The organism is Microcoleus sp. B6-A1 (assembly GCF_036705085.1).
GTDB lineage: Bacteria > Cyanobacteriota > Cyanobacteriia > Cyanobacteriales > Microcoleaceae > Microcoleus.
In genome coordinates this window covers 1-18,260 of the sequence record NZ_JAUBTU010000017.1, presented here as the reverse complement: position 1 = coordinate 18,260, position 18,260 = coordinate 1, and the positions used below count along the sequence as shown (strand labels likewise).

Here is an 18,260-nt window from a genome sequence, read left to right as displayed (position 1 = left end):
TCAAACTACACAAACGAAGTCTGCCTTCGCAGACTAAGATAGAGAAATTTATTTAAGCAGGATTTGGTATGACAAATAACCAATAATAAATAACAAATAACAACTGACTAATGACTACTGACTACTGACTCATCACTACTGACTACTGACTACTGACTAATGACTATTGACGGTTTTCTCAATCTCAACAAACCTGCGGGCATGACTTCTCACGACTGCGTGGGGCGAGTGCGCCGGCTATTGAAACTCAAGCGAGTCGGACACGGAGGAACCCTCGATCCTGCTGTGACTGGCGTTTTGCCGATCGCCCTGGGCAAAGCAACCAGACTGCTGCAATATCTCCAACACAATAAAGCTTACCGAGGCACAATTCGATTTGGCTTAACTACTGCTACTGACGATTTAGAAGGAGAAATTATCCATTCTCGACCGGTGCGGGAGTTGAGTTTGGAACAAGTGCAAGCTGCACTGCCAAAATTCTTAGGAAAAATCGAGCAATTTCCACCGAGTTTTAGTGCGGTGCAGGTGGGAGGAAAACGCCTTTATGAGTTAGCTAGAAAAGGCGAAACTGTGGAAGTTGCTGCTAGAAATGTTGAGGTTTTTCGGCTGGAAATATTGGATTGGCGATCGGGGGATTTTCCTGAATTGGATTTGTCGATCGCCTGCGGGGCGGGCACTTACATTCGGGCGATCGCGCGGGATTTGGGTGCGGTGTTGAAGACAGGCGGTACTTTGGCTTGTTTGACTCGCACCGAAAGTAGCGGTTTTTTGATCGAGGAAAGTCTAACTTTTGAACAATTGGAACTGCAATTGCAGGAAAATAAATTCTGCCCGATTTTGCCATCGGCGGTTTTGGGACATTTAGGGGCGATCGTCCTTTCCCCTGAATATACCAAACGCTGGTTTCAAGGACAGCGCCTCCCGATTCCCGAAACGCCGATCGGGCCCTATGAGGAAAGTAGCAACCACCCCCCCCACAACCCAATACCCCAACCTCCCTATCCCTTGCAGGTTTACGATCGAGATGGTAATTTTTTAGGTATCGGTCAAGTAGCGAACTCAGAGACAAGTACCATATTATCTCCTCAAATTGTGCTTTAAGTATCTAAAATAAAAATGAAAAAAGGTATAATTGGTACGGGAAAAGTTGGCGGAACTCTAACCGCTGGGAATCCCCTAGATTCACCTAGCTTACAGCGGGACCGGACGAGATTGGCCTATAAATCTAATCAATCGCTGAGGTAAAAATTGTGAAAATATTGCTGATCGGATTAATCCGAGGCTACAAAATGGGAATTTCTCCTTACCTGCCTAACGCCTGTAGATTTCAGCCAACTTGTTCGCAATACGCGATCGAAGCAATAGAAAGATTTGGGCCCGCCCGCGGCAGCTCAATGGCAGTTAAGCGGATTTTGCGCTGTCATCCTTTTCATCCAGGGGGTTACGATCCAGTACCTCCTGCAGATAGCGAGGGCGATTAGTTATTAGTCAAAAATAGTATTTTAGTTATTAGTTAATAGTGCAAATAGGCGTTACATCCTCATGGCTAAAACTACCGAGGGGAATCACTCCCTAAGAGGGTGAAATTCGCACAATTAGTGGTGTTTCTTAACCCAAATTCAGTAATATTACTGTTATCTTTCAAAACTCAGCAGCTATATAATGGTACAAACAGAGTACAGGGGATGCGAGTTGATATGTCTGCTACCGCAATCGGATACAAAATGTTGTCCCATACTCTGGCTGTACTCAGCCAGAAACAAGCAACGGGGAAACTGGTGTTAGAGCAAGGGGAACAACAGTGGCAACTTTACTTTTTTCAGGGTAGTTTGGTTTATGCCACGGGAGGATCGCACAGATCGAGGCGCTGGTACAGGGCGATCGGGCAACACTGTCGAAACTTTCAAGTGGATCTCAGAGACCTCAATGCTGGAGAACTGTGGGAATATCAACTGCTTCAGCGAGGGATAGCAGCCAGCGAAATGAGTCTGGAACAAGCTAGGGCGATCGTCCACACCAGCCTTTCCGAAGTGTTATTTGCCCTGATCGGTCAATCGGGTTTGCGCCGGGAGTGGCGTCCGTCCCAGAAATATTTTTCTACAATTACCTCTTCTTTGCTGGTGTCTTTAACAGAAGTAGAGAAAATTCTGTGTTGTACAGAAGAAATTTGGCAGAAGTGGAAAGCAATGGGTTTGTGGCTGGTAGATCCAGAACAAGCACCGCTTTTAAAACCGTCGGCCCAGTTGGAGCAAAATCGATTTAGTTCTAATTCTTTGATCGCTTTGGGTAACGTATTCAACGGCGAGAATACTCTTTGGGATATTGCATTTAAGAAAAAGCAGTGCGTGACAGTGGCAACTCGCGCTTTAGTTAATTACATCAAACAGGGTTTAGTAAATTTCCGAACAGTACCAGACTTGCCGTCGCCTATAGAACAGTGGCGCCTGGCCGCGGCGATGGCTGGGCCGGGTCGCCCTTTGATTGCTTGTATCGATGACAGTCCGACAGTATGCGAATTTTTAGAGCAAATTTTGTTGCCGGAGGGATATCGAGTCCTAAAAATTCAAGACCCCATGCAGGGAGTGGGCATCCTCGCCAAACAAAAGCCTGCCTTAATTTTTATGGACGTGGTAATGCCGAAGACAAGTGGGTTTGCTTTGTGCAATTTTTTGCGAAAAGCACCTGCTTTTCGGGAAACTCCGATCGTGTTTTTGACCAGTCAAGACAGTATAATTGACCGCACGCGAGCGAAATTGACAGGTGCTTCCGATTTTTTGAGCAAGCCAGCCAATCCCGAACAGGTTTTGCAAATAGTTGACAAGTATTTGAAGGTAAAAGGCGATCGCTACCCTTCAGCAATTCGCCCCCAAGATATACTTAATCCACGACAACTTACCCTGGCAAATTCTTGAACCAAAATTAATGAACACAATAACCCCTTGCTGGGTGCGTCAGGAACTGACGCACCCTACGCTCATTGTAAAATAAAGACGCAATCGAATTTAAGATAATTAATTATGAGTAATGTTACGAGCGATCGCACCCCCCTGGTGAGCGTAGTAATTCCGGCTTACAACTGCGCGGATTACGTCGGCCAAGCCGTAGATAGCGTTCTGCACCAAACCTATGCTAACTGGGAAATTATTGTAGTAGACGACGGCTCCCGAGACGATACCAGATTAGTTTTAGAGAAATATGGCGATCGAATTCGCTACATTTACCAACAAAATCAAGGAGTTTCGATTGCCAGAAATCGCGGTATTGAGCTAGCACGAGGAGAATTTATCGCCTTTCTCGATGCAGATGACTACTTTTTCCCCGACAAATTAGCAGCACAAATGGCTGTATTTGCAGCGAAACCAAATCTAGGAATCGTCCACAGCGGTTGGCGTCTAGTTAATAGTATAGGCGAACCGCTAAAAGATGTCAAACCCTGGCAAAACGTCCCTAAATTAGACTTAGAAATGTGGCTGCGGTGGAAACCAGTATTACCCAGCGCGATGGTATTTCGCCGTCAGTGGTTAAAGCGCGTCGGCGGATTTGATCCTCGATTTCCACCGGCAGAAGATACAGATTTAGTGCTGCGTTTAGCCTTAATGGGATGCGAAGCAGAGTGGTTGCAGCAAGTAACTGTTTGCTACCGCCAGCACGAACAAAGCGCCATGTACAAAGGTTTACCGCAGGCTAAATCCCTCGCCGCAGTGATGGATAATTTTTTTTCCCGCCCCGAATTGCCGGATAAAATACGTTTGTTGGAAAAGCAAATCAAGTACAGTACCTTAGTTTGGATTGCTTGGTATTTGTACCGCACCGGTCATTCTGTTGAGATGGTAGAGTTTTTGCAGCGTTCTTGGAATTATACGCCTTATTTGCCTGTGGAAACAGTAATTAATTGGGCGGAAGCTTTCGCCGAGTTTTCGCAGGATGCGGGAAATGAATTCGATGCAGATTTATTAGCTCAATCTGCAGAGTGGCAGCAGTTAATGCAGTGGATGATTCTCGGTACACCAGCTTGATTGAAAGCTTTTCCATTGCACTGATATCGTTTACGGTTGCATAGGAATTATTTAACCGCAGAGAGCGCAGAGGACACAGAGGAAGAGAAGAGAGGTTTTTCGCATTTCTGGCTATGTAAAATCTGCATAAACTTTATTAGGCTTCAGTTTGAGTTTCTGCTTCAGTAAAAATTGGCGGCCACAGTTCAGCAATTGGCAATTCCCAACCAGGGAAAAGTTCGGGGACAGTCAAAATATCTTCATTTCCCAACACAATCGGTTCACGTTCCTGACGATAAACTGTTACAGTTTCTTCATCTGGATCGATCAAAATTCCTACTTGCGCTCCGAGTTCTAGGAAATTATGAATCTTTTTTTCTAGCGGTTTAATGCGATCGCTCTGTGATTTAATTTCTACTACCAAGTCTGGGACTAATTCTCCGAAATAACGGGGACTTTGCCTCAGACGTGCGGCTCGGACAAAAGAAACATCAGGTGCTGTAAGGTTAGCATTAGGTAAGATAAAGCCGCCTGCGGAGTCAAAAACTCGACCCAAACGGCGGGGATTCACCCAAACGAAGAGAAAGGCACTCAAGCGAATGCCAATTTCACTAGATACAATGTCTGACGGGCCCACAATGATAATCTTCCCGCTTTCTAGTTCAACTTGGTAGTCTTGACCGGCTTCTTTGAAGGTTTTTTGGACTTTTTCTAAGTCTTTGAGTGTCATCATACGATTTGAGATTTTAAATTTGAGATTTGAGATTTTAAATTTTAAATTTGAGATTTGAGATTTTAAATTTTATAATTATCTGCAACTGACGCACTCTAAATCATATTGGTTATTGCTTATTTTGTCAGGTGCGTCAATCTATTTTAGATTTTAGATTGAATAATTATCTGCAACTGACGCACCCTACAGGTTGGTTATTCCTTGGCAGAAAAGGAGTTGCCGCAGCTACAGCTTTGGGCGGCATTGGGATTGTGAAATCGGAAACCTCCGCCCATCAAGTCTTCTGAATAATCCAAGGTGAGTTCATTGAGATATTTTAAGTGCTGGGGGTCGATCGCCACTTGAACTCCCTCCGACTCGCATACAGCGTCTTCTGGGGCTGGCGCATCGTCAAATGCCATTGTATAAGACAAACCGGAGCAGCCGCTCGATTCCACGCCCAGACGAAATAAAGCATTGGGGTTCGGATGCTTCGACTTGAGGCGCGTTACTTCTGTTGCTGCTGTTTTGCTCAGATGAATCATTATGAGTAATTGGTAATTGGTAATTGGCAATTGGGAAGTAATGTTGAGTTTTGAAAATGTAGAATCTGCCTAGGCTTCTACCTTACCCGGAGAATGTAAAGTGCGCCGGGCCGCGCACCTTACCCCTATATTGTTAGCAACTTGAGTTACTTAGCTTTTTCACTACGAGCATAATCGTCTTGAAAGCGGATAATATCATCTTCTCCGAGATATTCGCCATTCTGCACCTCAATTAAAACCAGGGGGATAACTCCCGGATTTTCCAGGCGGTGAGAAGTGCACTGAGGAACGTAGGTAGACTGATTTGTAAACAGAACTTGTTCAGTTTCGCCACAAGTAACTTTTGCAGTACCAGAAACCACAATCCAGTGTTCGCTGCGGTGGTGGTGCATTTGCAGGCTGAGGCGGTGTCCCGACTTAACTTCGATCCGCTTAATTTTATATCCTGGGCCTTCTTCTAGAGTCGTAAACGAGCCCCAAGGCCGCAATTCTGTAGCGGCTATTCCGTTGGGTGCTGCAGGTGCGTGCAGGGTAGATACTTGAGAAATTTCTTGAATCTGAACCATGATTTTCACTCCTTGAGGATTGCTTGCTGAATCCTTTGGTAAACGACGTTGTTTTTTGAGATTAACTAATATATAGTTAAAATCGAAGCCCACCTGCGGGGACTGGTTAGCCGACTGTAGAGTTTTGCAAGAGTTGCGCTCAGCCCGATCGACTTGCCTTAACAACCATAGCAAAACCAACATAGCTGTTGTCACCTGTCATGGGCGCGATCGTCCAAATCTACATCAAATCTTTATCTGGGGCTGCTGATTCTTTATTTAACGGGACTTACGTATCTAAACCAAAGAAACCGGGTTTTTGGCGGTTTTTCCGGCTGTAGGGCGTCTTCTGGGCAAAAACCCGGTTTCTGGGCCTCCCATCTAATCCAGGTCTTGAGACTGCTGTTGCAAAACTTCTAGCATCTCTTGATAGAAAGGCCGCCCTTGACTTTGGCTATCGCTAGCGGTTGCTAGGATTTGCAAGGTTTCGATCAGCGAGTATCGGGCCGCATCTACAATAAGATCCAGGAGCGGATGAATCCCAGAACCATGCTGCTGTGCTTCTGCGATCGCATCGATGTAGGCAGCACGCACCTGGTTAGAGATAATCACAATGGGATATCCAGCCCGCAACAGCAGGAGATTCATCAATAGCCGTCCCGTCCGTCCGTTACCATCCCGAAATGGATGAATCGACACAAAGCGAAGATGTGCTTCGGCTGCATACTCTAACGGATGTAACGATCGGATTTTATCACTGTTGAGCCATTGGATAAATTCCGGCATCAAACCCGAAAGCAAATAATGAGGCGGATAGAGGTATTCGGTACCGGCGGCTTTGACATCTAACTGCCGATAGCGTCCAGCTTCCTCCGGGGCGATCGCCCTTATAATTAAATTGTGAATTTGTTTAATTTCCCATTCACCGATCGCGGTGTCCGATCGCGTTAGCATTTCAATGTAGTCGATCGCATCTCGATGTCCGATGACTTCTAGGTGTTCGCGCAAAGTTTTGCCACCGACAGTAATGCCGGTTTCGAGGACTAATTCGGTTTCGCGTTGCGTCAAGGTGTTTCCCTCAATCGCATTGGAGTGATAAGTGAACCGAACGTCGTAAAGTTTTTTCAATTCTGCAACCAGGGTGGGAGAAAGCGGCCGAAAGCTATCTAACCACGCTTTGAGTCGATCGACTTTTTGCAATTTTTCAGAAATGCTCATTGCTGATGAGAAAGCAAAATGCTGGTGGAGAATGTCACCCACACGCTGAGGATAAAGTCGGACTAACAGTGCGATAAAGTTATGATAGAGTTGATTGGCGATCGGGGATTGAGTAGTTGGGAATAACTGCATAGAGCGTATTTATTAAAACTATGCACTGACAATCGTAACTTGTTCAGTAGTTGCCATTGCTAAAATCGCTAAAACTTTTGAAGCTAAAGGCTTCAAATCTGCCAAGCGATTAGATGGTGCTTGTAGAACAATTAGCGCAATATCAAACTGTGGTAAATTTTGTTGAAATGATAAGTTGCGATCGACGGTGATGAAAACATCAAACTCTGCTTCTGCAAGTGCAAGAAGTTGACCATTTTTTACACCTGCCCATCCCATTTGTGGAACTGTTTTTATCTCATAGTCAACAAATTCTCTGGCAAATTTGCGATCTATACACTCATCCAAAAGAAGCTTCATGGGTTATGCTACCATGCCAACGAGCTGTTTTTCTACCTGTTCCAGCAACGCGATAACTTGCTCTTTAGTTACGGTGGGAAACCCATCTAAAAAATCATCAATGGATTCTCCTGCTTTTAGATAGTCCAGAAGTGTTTGTACCGGAACCCTCGTACAAGCAAATACTGGGGTCCCGCCCATAATCTCAGGAGATACGCTAATAATTGAAGAGTCTTTAAGCATAAATCTTTAACCTCCGGGTTCCATAGGTAAGTTATCGGCTTTAACTATTTTTTTACGCTCGATCGCATCAGCTTTGATTTTTTCGTGCATCTACCCAATGCAGTAGATCCACCTATAATAAATGATACTAGATCGATCGGCATCCCACCATCCACTCTAGATCAACATCTTTTCGGCACTTTGACAGGAGCATCAAAATGAACAGCAACGGACTGCCACAAAAGCAAGGTCTGTACGATCCGCAGTTCGAGCACGACGCTTGCGGAGTCGGATTCATCGTACACATGAAGGGTAACAAATCCCACGAAATTGTCGAGCAGGCACTGACAATCCTATTGAACCTCGACCACCGAGGCGCGTGTGGCTGCGAACCCAACACCGGAGACGGGGCGGGGATTTTGATGCAGGTGCCCCACAAGTTTCTCAAAAAAGTAACAGCGGCCCTAAACATCGAACTTCCCGAAGCCGGCGAGTACGGCGTTGGCGCGATTTACTCGTCGCCAAATCAAACTGAACGGGAAAACGGCAAACGCATTTTTGAGGAAATCGCCGCAGAAGAAGGCCAGGAAGTGCTGGGCTGGCGCGATGTTCCCACGGATAACTCGTCCCTCGGCGACACCGCCAAATCTAGCGAACCCTTCATGCAGCAAGTGTTCCTCCGGCGCGCCGCAGGTATTGACGAGGCGGCTTTCGAGCGGAAACTGTACGTCATCCGCAAACGGGCTCACAATGCGATTCGCAGGACTAACACAGACCCCTACTGGTATAATTCCACACTCTCCTGCCGGACGATCGTCTACAAGGGTATGTTAATGCCGGTGCAAGTCGGCGATTACTATCCCGAACTCCACGACCCAGACATGGAAAGCGCTCTAGCCCTGGTTCACTCGCGCTTCAGCACCAATACTTTTCCGAGTTGGGAACGATCGCACCCTTACCGCTACATCGCTCACAACGGCGAAATTAACACGATGCGCGGCAACATTAACTGGATGCACGCGCGGCAATCGCTGTTCGAGTCGGAACTATTCGGCGATGACTTAAAGAAAATCCCCAATTTAATCAATATCGAAGGCAGCGACTCGACGATTTTTGACAATGCTTTGGAATTGCTGACTTTGGCTGGGCGTTCTTTGCCGCACGCCGTAATGATGATGATTCCCGAACCTTGGACAGCCCACGAGTCGATGAGTGACGAGAAAAAGGCTTTCTATGAATACCATTCTTGCTTGATGGAACCTTGGGACGGCCCCGCTTCGATCGCATTTACCGATGGTACATCGATCGGGGCAGTGCTCGATCGCAACGGTTTGCGCCCTTCCCGCTACTGCGTTACCAAAGACGACTTGGTAATTATGGCATCGGAAGCCGGAGTTTTGCCGATCGCCCCAGAACGAATTGTATCAAAAGGTCGCTTGCAACCGGGGCGGATGTTCCTGGTAAATACCGAGGAAGGCCGCATCGTCTCTGACGAGGAAATTAAGACCAAAATCGCCACAGAACACCCGTACCGCCAGTGGATCGACCAGCACATGGTCGAAATCGCCAAACTCAAAGATGCGCCGACATTGCCAGAATCTCATCCCGAAACATTATTGCAGCGGCAAATGGCATTTGGGTACACCTTTGAAGAACTGCGGTTGCTGTTAGCACCGATGGCGAAAGATGGCGTGGAAGCTGTCGGCGCAATGGGTGCGGATACGCCGCTGGCGGTGCTTTCCAACCGACCAAAACTGCTTTACGAATACTTCCAGCAGTTGTTTGCTCAAGTTACCAATCCGCCAATTGATTCGATCCGCGAAGAAATTGTAACTTCTGCCGAAACTACGATCGGCGCTGAACGCAATTTGCTCAAACCAGAACCGGAAAGCTGTCATTTAATCGAACTGAAAACGCCAATTCTCAGCAATGAAGAATTAGCTAAGCTGCAACACGTAAATGAGGGCAATTTCAAGTCCGTTACTGTGCCGATTTTGTTTGACCCCAAAAGCGGTGTGAAAGGTCTAGAACAATCCTTAGAAGAGGTTTTTGCAGCAGCAGACAGCGCGATCGCCTCCGGGGTGAATATCCTCATTTTGAGCGATCGGGGTATCAGTCCAGACAAAGCCCCAATTCCGGCGCTGCTGGCAGTTGCGGGCCTGCACCACCACTTGATCCGTAAAGGTACGCGCACGCGGGCGGGACTCGTGCTCGAATCCGGCGAACCGAGGGAAGTGCATCACTTTGCGACACTGATTGGATATGGTTGCGGCGCGATTAATCCGTATTTAGCCTTTGAGACGATCGCCGATTCGATCCGCGAAGGATTGCTGCTAAATGTCGAGTACAAAACAGCTTGCAAAAACTACGTCAAAGCCGCAACTAAAGGGGTGACGAAAGTTGCCTCGAAAATTGGGATTTCTACAATTCAAAGTTATCGCGGCGCGCAGATTTTTGAGGCGATCGGCTTAAACAAATCCGTAGTCGATAAATACTTTGCTTGGACAGCCTCCCGGATTGAAGGGGTAGACCTCGAAGTCATCGCCCAAGAAGCAATTTTGCGCCATAATCACGCATTCCCCGATCGCCCATCCAGCGGACATACTCTAGATGTTGGCGGCGAATATCAGTGGCGGAAAGAAGGCGAGGCGCATTTGTTTAGTCCGCAGACAATTCACGCCCTGCAAAAGTCGGTGCGCGAGGGCAGTTATACGCTTTTCAAACAGTATTCTGGGCTGGTTAATGAACAAAACCAGCAGCATTTTACCTTGCGCGGTTTGTTGCAATTCAAGCAGCGGGAATCGATACCCATTGAGGAAGTTGAGCCGATCGAATCTATTCTCAAACGCTTTAAAACTGGGGCGATGAGTTATGGTTCGATTTCCAAAGAAGCCCACGAATCGCTAGCAGTAGCGATGAACCGCATTGGTGGCAAATCGAACACCGGTGAAGGCGGGGAAGATCCCGATCGCTACACTTGGACGAACGATCGGGGCGACTCGAAAAACAGCGCGATCAAACAAGTTGCTTCCGGGCGTTTCGGCGTTACCAGCTTGTACCTTTCCCAAGCGCGGGAACTGCAAATCAAGATGGCGCAAGGCGCGAAACCCGGTGAAGGCGGACAGTTGCCCGGTAAAAAAGTATACCCGTGGATTGCGAAGGTGCGGAACTCGACTCCGGGTGTGGGTTTGATTTCGCCTCCTCCTCACCACGACATTTATTCGATCGAAGATTTGGCCGAATTGATTCACGACTTGAAAAATTCCAACCGGGAAGCGCGGATTAGCGTGAAACTCGTGTCGGAAGTTGGAGTCGGGACGATCGCGGCCGGGGTTGCGAAAGCCCACGCCGATGTCGTCTTGATTTCCGGCTACGACGGCGGAACCGGCGCTTCGCCGCAAACTTCGATCAAACACGCGGGATTACCTTGGGAATTGGGACTGGCGGAAACTCACCAAACTTTGGTACTCAACAATCTCCGCAGCCGGATTGTCGTGGAAACTGACGGTCAAATGAAAACCGGTCGCGATGTAGTAATTGCTGCCTTGCTTGGCGCTGAGGAATTCGGTTTTGCGACGGCGCCGCTGGTGACATTGGGCTGCATTATGATGCGCGTTTGCCACCTGAACACTTGCCCGGTGGGCGTGGCGACCCAAGACCCGCTGTTGCGGAAAAACTTTACCGGCGACCCCGATCACACGGTAAACTTTATGACTTTCATCGCGCAGGAAGTCCGGGAAATTATGGCGCAGTTGGGCTTCCGCACGCTGAATGAAATGGTTGGCCGCACTGATGTTTTGGAACCTCAGCAAGCTGTGGAACACTGGAAGGCTAAGGGTTTGGATTTCTCGAAAATCCTTTATCAGCCGGAGGTTGGGGCGGATGTCGGGCGCTATTGTCAGATGGCGCAGGATCACGGGTTGGAAAAGTCGATGGATATGACGGTGTTGTTGGATTTGTGCAAAGGTGCGATCGAAAATGGCGAAAAGGTACAGGCCAAACTGCCGATTACCAATGTCAACCGCGTTGTCGGCACAATTCTCGGCAACGAAATCACCAAACGCAACTGGGAAGGTTTGCCGGATGACACGGTGCACCTGCACTTCCAAGGCAGCGCTGGGCAAAGCTTTGGCGCATTCGTGCCCAAGGGTGTCACCCTGGAACTCGAAGGCGAAGCTAACGACTATTTGGGCAAGGGGCTCAGCGGCGGCAAGATTATCTTGTATCCGTCGCCAGCTTCTACCTTTGTCGCGGAAGAAAACGTGATTGTCGGTAACGTAGTGCTTTACGGCGCGACATCCGGCGAGGTTTTCATCCGAGGGATGGCGGGCGAACGTTTTGGGGTGCGTAACTCCGGCGTGAATGCAGTAGTTGAAGGTGTGGGCGATCACGGTTGCGAGTACATGACTGGCGGCAAAGTTGTAGTTTTGGGCGAAACCGGGCGCAATTTTGCAGCGGGTATGAGTGGCGGTGTTGCTTACATTTTGGATGAGGCGGGGGATTTTGCTACTCGCTGCAATATGTCGATGGTGGATTTGGAAAAATTGGAGGATGTTGAGGAAATTAGCGATTTGCGGCAGATGCTTCAAACTCACGTTGATTTGACTGGAAGTGCGAAGGCATCGAAGGTTTTGGCTGCGTGGGATGAGATGGTGTCGGTGTTTGTGAAGGTGATGCCGAGGGATTATAAGCGGGTGTTGCAGGCTATTGAAAGGGCGATCGCATCGGGTTTAAGCGGTGATGATGCGCTGACGGCTGCGTTTGAAGAAAACGCTCGCGATGTGGCCCGGATTGGGGGTAGTTAGTATTAGTATGGGTGCGTTACGGCTACCGCCTAACGCACCCTACTCGACTGGTTCCTATGAAAAATTGAACAGAGATTCATCCGACCTTCCGAAAGATACTTTTTGACAAGCTGAATGTGCTTATATCGAAATAAATCACTGGCCCCAAAGTCGGTCTGTAAAGTTTGTGATTCTGGGCTAACATTATCATTGCTGAAGATATAATCAGCATTTTCAAATTTTGGCACCCCGGGGAGGAAGTCTGAAATCTTTTGACCTTCCAAGTTTTTTACAAAGCGGTCAAAGGTTTCCTCGGCTGGTAATGCCGGTTTCTCATAAAGCAAATCAGGTAGATCCATATAGATTCATCTGAAGGTTAAGTGATGGCTAACTATTGATCTGCCTTTGCGGGACAAATACCCATATTTATATTTTCATACATACCGCATATTTTGTTTTATGTCAAATGCTACTCAAGAATATTTTTGTTATGGGTGTTTTTGTATCTAGAGATTTTTTAGGATTTCTATAATCTGATGAAAACACAGGATCATTAAGGTTTAATGTATCTCTATCCATTGACTTAGTAACGCCTCCTAAGCGATTGCTCATTCATCTAACGGTGTTATGCCGCTGTCATGCTACAAACTAAAAATGGGTGGGATTGTATACCCACCCACTTTTTTCCAACTGTTACAGCTTAAAGCCTAGTGCGCTCCAGCAATTGCCTTTGCCCATGCTAAACCACCACCAAATCCACCAACCGCTCCGGTAGTAGCACACATTGGGGCTAAATAAACAGCAACTGGTGGAGCAACCGAAGCAATAAGAACATCAACGGTATAACAGGTGACTACAGTACCTGTTGCCCCACCAACTATGCCACCAACAGCATACCAAAAACCGTTTATGAATGAACCGACTGAATCGCTAGCAGCAAAAGCTGGACTTGCAAAACCATTCTAAGCAATTACACAACTAAGAATCAGTGCGAACAAGGAGCGAAAGGCTTTAACTCGCATAATCAACCTCTTTGAAACTGGTACGACTGATTGGATATAAAAGTTACACAAGCAATAATGTCAACTTTATAAGCTATATGCTAGCAATAGTGCTAGGCTTCGTCAATAATAGTTAGATATTGACCTTTTATACCCACATTCCGCACTTTGGGGTGTCACACAGAATAATTACGCAGAAGACTCTATCTTTAAAGTAATAAATTATGCCTTTAAACAGCTTTTTAACCGTTAATGTACGGTATTTTAGTATAATTTATAGTTTTATTGCGGGATAAAAATAAGTAAAAACCGATTGTGATCGTTGAGGCTGCGGAATGTGGGTTTTATAAATTTGTTAAGATAGTTAAAGCCTATGTAGGGTGCGTCAGACATCAAGATTTTCGGGCGTATTTTAAGGTTTTTGCCTGATGCACCCTACCGATTACTGGCGATGTCGCTCGGATTGGCGGTAGTTAGGGTTTAGCATCTACTCCAATAAACCGGGTTTCTGCGATAATTTAAGCATCCTCACGCCCGATTTTGGGAAGAAACCCGGTTTCTGACTCCCACGCGATCGCCCCAAATCCAAGAAACCGGGTTTCTGCGATAATTTTGGCATCTCACCGAAATTTTGGTGAGAAACCCGGTTTCTGACTCCCGCGCGATCGCACATCTCTACTAATTGCCATCTGAAATAAGCTCGATATTCACAAGTTAACAGAGAACGATATAAACTATCAGCTTTATTCAGATGTCATCTTGCTGTGCAACTGTCCAGAAGAAGGACTTTATGCCGGCGATATCGGTACGGTTGTAGAACAGCATCACGTTGAGGGACTAGAAACAGGTTATAGCCTTGAGTTCTTCGATCTTTTGGGAAACACTGTAGCAGTTGCCACGCTACCTGGAAGTTATTTGCGATCGCCCACAAGTGCAGATAGACCTACAGTTAAACTTGTTAATAGTTTTGCTGTGTAAGTAGAGGAAATAGTACAATCGCGATGATGACCCCAAGTCGATGAAGGCGATCGTCTAAAAATAGTGGCTATCGACTCAAATTGTCGCAACTGAGAGTAAAATTGAATATCTACTTTCCATAGAGCAACGTCGCTTTGAGCCAGATTCAAATCTTAAACTTACAAAGCCTTAGCCAGGGACTCCCTGCAATTACACCTGCCTTTGGAGCGGCGATCGCAGAAGCAGGTGCGATTTGTCTAACCGATGAAGCTCACCAACCAGGAGTAACACTTAAAGTTGAGGGAGAATTTTCTGCCACATTCAAGTTAGATTGGCAGCCAGTCACCGAGCAAACCCGACGATGTTGGAATGACGAAGAATATACTACCGAGCAGGCTGCTTATGGAATCGCATTCCTGTTAATTTTGCAATTAACAAATCTCACAGTCATTGAACGCTCTCGCAAAGGAACTGGATTTGACTATTGGTTAGGAAGTCAAAATTCAGCTACCACACTGCCATTTGAGCGAATGGCTCGGCTAGAGGTTTCTGGAATTCGCAAAGGCAATCAAAGTCAAATCAATACTAGAGTCAAGCTGAAAACTGAACAAACCCGCGCCTCAGACGCACAAGGCTTGCCAGCGTATATCATTGTAGTAGAGTTCAGCCGACCGATTTCTATTATTAGTGCCAAGCAAAATCCTGAAGGAACCGTACTCCAATGAGCCAGATTCAATCGCTCCACAAACAAGCAATGGATTTAGCCGAAGCAGCGGCAGTCGCCAGCTTAAGAGGTGCGTTGGAGTTGGCTGCACAATTGACGCGCCAAGCCTTTGAACAAGAAACTCAGGCCGCAGCCTTAATCGCTAGCGCCCTTGATGCTGAACCCACTCGTTCTGTGCTTCACCGCAGCGCAGCATCTTTAGCGATTGAATGTGGCGAATTACGAATGGCAGAACGTCTAATTGCAACTGCGTTATCTGGCAATCCCCCGGCAGAGATTGCTGAAGAGCTCAAAGATTTATTCATCCAGATTAACTTGAGCCAATATCTGAAACGTCAAGGAATCCACATCGACATTAAGGAACTGCGAGGAGTGGTAAATCAATAGCACTCGTCGAGGGACTAGAAACAGGTTATGGCCTTGAGTTTTTCGATCTGTTGGTAAACATTGTAGCAGTTGCGAGGCTACCTGGAAGTTATTTGCGATCGCCAACCCGTGCAGACAGAACTAAAGTGAGCGTTGTTAACTGATATGATGTATAGAATTAGGGAAATCAACAAGCAAAATGATTCAATCCATACCGAAAATATCCATCAAACCTGGATACCGTTCCCAGTCGGATGATAAAACTCCTGAAGCTGATGCAATTGATTTTTACCTACTGCGACAACTCACCAATTCCCAACGGTGGCAAATGGGGGCCAAATTAAATCGTTGGGCAAAAACTGTTAGCTTGCGCGGGATGAAAAAAGCTTGTCCCTCAACCTACAAAGAGCGATTTGCTCGATCGATATTAGGTAGCAAGTGGTTGCCAATTTTAACCCCCACCAGTGAGCCCTCTATGTGGACGCAAGACCCCAGCGAAATTGCTAGACTGTTGCACCCAATTTTTGAAACATTAGGTATCTCTTATTATATTACAGGAGGCGTTGCCGCTTCTGTCTATGGCGACCCGAGAACAACACGCGATTTAGATTTAGTAATTGAATTGCTCCGGCACAATATTTTTCAATTAGTTGAAGCACTAGAAACGGCTGGTTTTTACTGCCCTCCAGGTTCGGTCAAAGATATTCAAGAGGGTAGAGGGATGGTGTTGAGCGTCACTCACATGACTTCAGTATTGAACGCTGATATTGTGCTGAATTCTAATACTGAATTCGATCGCTCAAAAATGGCAAGACGACGATTAGAAGCGCTTGACGAAGCTGGTGTAGAACAATTTTGGGTGGCTTCTCCTGAAGATATTGTGTTGGCCAAACTGCTCTGGCGGCAACAGTCTCAGTCTCAAAAACAATGGCATGATGTTTTGGGAATTCTGAAAGTCCAATCTGATAATTTGGATCGGGGTTACTTAACAGAGTGGGCCCAAAAATTGGGGTTGATTGATGATTTGAACCTAGCTTTTACTGAATCAGGGATTTGATGCGATCGCAATTCGCGCAGTGCGATGGGAAAAAAGGTCGATCGATAGTATAGAAAATAGTGCAATGGATAAACTAACTGAGTATCCCAAAGTAATAGAGCATATTTTAACCGAGTATCTATAATTGTACCGCCCTCCTCAATCCGACCTCGAAACATTCTTAATTACCGACGCACAAAACGGTCATTTATTCTCCTATTCTTCAATCGAAAATCGAAAATCGAAAATCGAAAATCGATGGGCTGTTTACGTTCGGATTCGCGATCGCAAATTCTGGATCGAGGAAGACTGGACAGAAGATGGGATTGCAACGGATTTGGTGCGCGCAGGGGTTCCCAAGGAAGATATCGTGTTGGCATTTCACGAGCCTGGGATGCGGCAATACACCGATTTTGCAGTAGCTTCTTAGCACTTCATGAAACTTTATTTAGATGTCATCTTGCTGTGCAACCGTCCAGAAGAAGGACTTGATGCCGGCGATATCGGTACGGTTGTAGAACAGCATCACGTTGAGGGACTAGAAACAGGTTATAGCGTTGAGTTATTCGATTTGTTGGGAAACACTATAGCAGTTGCGACGCTACCGGGAAGTTATTTGCGATCGCCCACAAGTGCAGACATACCTACAGTCATGATATTGTCCCAAGGCGATCGCCCCTAAAATATTTACAAAACTAAATCTGGTATGCGATCTATATCTAGCTGTTAGAATAGACAAACCTGAGCGTTAAAATCGCAAATGTATGACAGCGTTCCTACACCCTATGCAATGCAATATCTAACTTTTAGAGAAGCCGATCGAGAGGACATACAGGCGATCGTCAATATTCACAATTCTCATGCGCGCGGTCAAAATACGTCGATCGAGCGCGGCTTTTTGCTAACACAAATTACTGAAGATGAGATTGTCCAAAGCTTAAATAATTCATGCAGATATTTTGTGTCAGCTAAAACCGATGGGGAAATTCTAGGATTTGTGGCTATATCACAACCCAAAATATCTGATGAAATCTTGGATAAAATTATCTGGAAAGATGAAGTTTTTAAGAAAAGAGTCACAAGCGATAGGCATTTTTATCTCGAAAGAGTAGCAACCAAGTTAAATTGGATGGGTAGAGGTGTTGCTCAATTTATGTATAAAGAAATTTATCAAGTTTTTCCAAATTCATTTATTTCGCTGTTTATTGTTTCCCAGCCAATAGCTAATACTCGTTCCTTAATGTTTCACCAAAAACAGGGATTTGAACAAATAGGAACTTTACAAATTGACCGATTTCTCGATCTAGAAAATTATGAATGTATTGTGATGTTTAAAGCAACTTGAATTTATCATGAGTGAGTCTCCCAGCAGATAGCCAACCTCAATCCAGCCTAACAGCAATTACCCGAAGCGAGGGAACTGTTATCTCCGCGAATTGCCATCTCAAATAAGCTCGATCTAACTCCCTTGGCGGCTGCGATACTTCCCATCGTCGCAGTAAAAATATTTTCCCAAAACAAAAAGCGCCCCTATTTCTAGGAGCGCTTTTTGTCAATCTCAGACTAAAACTTAGCCATTGATAGAAGGAGCAACCATTGCTACTGGGGTGACTTCACTAGCAGCCAAATCAAGCGGGAAGTTGTGAGCATTGCGCTCGTGCATTACTTCCATACCCAAGTTAGCGCGGTTGATCACATCAGCCCA

General features: G+C 46.2%; 19 protein-coding genes and 1 pseudogene. 12 read left to right on the top strand and 8 right to left on the bottom strand.

Annotated features, from left to right (window positions below):
- Window positions 1-159: 159 nt before the first annotated feature.
- From truB to QUB11_RS08360, 4 genes are all read left to right on the top strand, one after another.
- On the top strand, window positions 160-1,101 hold the full coding sequence (gene truB / locus QUB11_RS08375) for a tRNA pseudouridine(55) synthase TruB (protein WP_333206895.1): 942 nt from the start codon (window positions 160-162) through the stop codon (window positions 1,099-1,101).
- A 149-nt stretch (window positions 1,102-1,250) separates the two neighbouring features.
- The gene (gene yidD / locus QUB11_RS08370) at window positions 1,251-1,481 is read left to right on the top strand and encodes a membrane protein insertion efficiency factor YidD (protein ID WP_333154515.1); all 231 of its coding nucleotides are present in this window, start codon (window positions 1,251-1,253) and stop codon (window positions 1,479-1,481) included.
- Window positions 1,482-1,697: 216 nt separating this feature from the next.
- Window positions 1,698-2,912, top strand: a complete 1,215-nt coding sequence (locus QUB11_RS08365; RefSeq protein WP_333206894.1) for a response regulator — start codon at window positions 1,698-1,700, stop codon at window positions 2,910-2,912.
- A gap of 105 nt (window positions 2,913-3,017) precedes the next feature.
- A complete protein-coding gene (locus QUB11_RS08360; RefSeq protein ID WP_333206893.1) occupies window positions 3,018-4,016 on the top strand; it encodes a glycosyltransferase in 999 nt (332 codons plus the stop codon).
- A gap of 136 nt (window positions 4,017-4,152) precedes the next feature.
- Here QUB11_RS08360 and QUB11_RS08355 read toward each other — a convergent pair whose 3' ends face one another.
- The 6 genes from QUB11_RS08355 to QUB11_RS08330 form a co-directional block, all read right to left on the bottom strand.
- The gene (locus QUB11_RS08355; protein WP_333206899.1) at window positions 4,153-4,725 is read right to left on the bottom strand and encodes a Uma2 family endonuclease; all 573 of its coding nucleotides are present in this window, start codon (window positions 4,723-4,725) and stop codon (window positions 4,153-4,155) included.
- Window positions 4,726-4,922: 197 nt separating this feature from the next.
- Window positions 4,923-5,252, bottom strand: a complete 330-nt coding sequence (locus QUB11_RS08350; RefSeq protein WP_333175585.1) for an iron-sulfur cluster assembly accessory protein — start codon at window positions 5,250-5,252, stop codon at window positions 4,923-4,925.
- A gap of 146 nt (window positions 5,253-5,398) precedes the next feature.
- Entirely contained in the window at window positions 5,399-5,818 is a 420-nt protein-coding gene (locus QUB11_RS08345) for a phosphomannose isomerase type II C-terminal cupin domain (protein ID WP_333206892.1), read from the bottom strand.
- 360 nt (window positions 5,819-6,178) lie between these two features.
- Window positions 6,179-7,147, bottom strand: coding sequence for a Fic family protein (locus QUB11_RS08340; RefSeq protein ID WP_333206890.1), 969 nt, complete (start codon window positions 7,145-7,147; stop codon window positions 6,179-6,181).
- Between the two features lie 18 nt (window positions 7,148-7,165).
- A complete protein-coding gene (locus QUB11_RS08335) occupies window positions 7,166-7,486 on the bottom strand; it encodes a DUF5615 family PIN-like protein (RefSeq protein WP_333206889.1) in 321 nt (106 codons plus the stop codon).
- Between the two features lie 3 nt (window positions 7,487-7,489).
- Entirely contained in the window at window positions 7,490-7,708 is a 219-nt protein-coding gene (locus QUB11_RS08330) for a DUF433 domain-containing protein (RefSeq protein WP_333206888.1), read from the bottom strand.
- Window positions 7,709-7,905: 197 nt separating this feature from the next.
- On the opposite strand from QUB11_RS08330, the gene gltB reads away from it, so the two are divergent.
- Window positions 7,906-12,492, top strand: coding sequence for a glutamate synthase large subunit (gltB, locus tag QUB11_RS08325; RefSeq protein ID WP_333206887.1), 4,587 nt, complete (start codon window positions 7,906-7,908; stop codon window positions 12,490-12,492).
- 29 nt (window positions 12,493-12,521) lie between these two features.
- On the opposite strand, the gene QUB11_RS08320 is transcribed toward gltB, so the two are convergent.
- Window positions 12,522-12,830: a hypothetical protein gene (locus tag QUB11_RS08320; RefSeq protein ID WP_333206886.1), complete on the bottom strand. Its 309-nt coding sequence runs from the start codon at window positions 12,828-12,830 to the stop codon at window positions 12,522-12,524.
- A 1,347-nt stretch (window positions 12,831-14,177) separates the two neighbouring features.
- On the opposite strand from QUB11_RS08320, the gene QUB11_RS08315 reads away from it, so the two are divergent.
- From QUB11_RS08315 to QUB11_RS08285, 7 genes are all read left to right on the top strand, one after another.
- A complete protein-coding gene (locus tag QUB11_RS08315) occupies window positions 14,178-14,450 on the top strand; it encodes a DUF4926 domain-containing protein (RefSeq protein ID WP_333206898.1) in 273 nt (90 codons plus the stop codon).
- Between the two features lie 134 nt (window positions 14,451-14,584).
- Window positions 14,585-15,154 (top strand): hypothetical protein, encoded by a 570-nt coding sequence (locus QUB11_RS08310; protein ID WP_333206885.1) that lies wholly within the window; start codon window positions 14,585-14,587, stop codon window positions 15,152-15,154.
- Window positions 15,151-15,540, top strand: a complete 390-nt coding sequence (locus QUB11_RS08305) for a hypothetical protein (RefSeq protein WP_333206884.1) — start codon at window positions 15,151-15,153, stop codon at window positions 15,538-15,540. Before QUB11_RS08310 ends, QUB11_RS08305 begins: the two co-directional genes overlap by 4 nt.
- Window positions 15,541-15,718: 178 nt before the next feature.
- Window positions 15,719-16,576: a hypothetical protein gene (locus tag QUB11_RS08300; RefSeq protein ID WP_333206883.1), complete on the top strand. Its 858-nt coding sequence runs from the start codon at window positions 15,719-15,721 to the stop codon at window positions 16,574-16,576.
- 124 nt (window positions 16,577-16,700) lie between these two features.
- Window positions 16,701-16,985 (top strand): element excision factor XisI family protein, encoded by a 285-nt coding sequence (locus tag QUB11_RS08295; RefSeq protein ID WP_333206882.1) that lies wholly within the window; start codon window positions 16,701-16,703, stop codon window positions 16,983-16,985.
- A 6-nt stretch (window positions 16,986-16,991) separates the two neighbouring features.
- On the top strand, window positions 16,992-17,237 hold the full coding sequence (locus QUB11_RS08290; RefSeq protein WP_333206881.1) for a DUF4926 domain-containing protein: 246 nt from the start codon (window positions 16,992-16,994) through the stop codon (window positions 17,235-17,237).
- A gap of 78 nt (window positions 17,238-17,315) precedes the next feature.
- Window positions 17,316-17,900, top strand: a complete 585-nt coding sequence (locus tag QUB11_RS08285) for a GNAT family N-acetyltransferase (protein WP_333206880.1) — start codon at window positions 17,316-17,318, stop codon at window positions 17,898-17,900.
- A gap of 225 nt (window positions 17,901-18,125) precedes the next feature.
- Here the strand turns inward: QUB11_RS08285 and QUB11_RS08280 are convergent.
- Window positions 18,126-18,260, bottom strand: a pseudogene (locus tag QUB11_RS08280) (photosystem II q(b) protein); the annotation flags it as partial.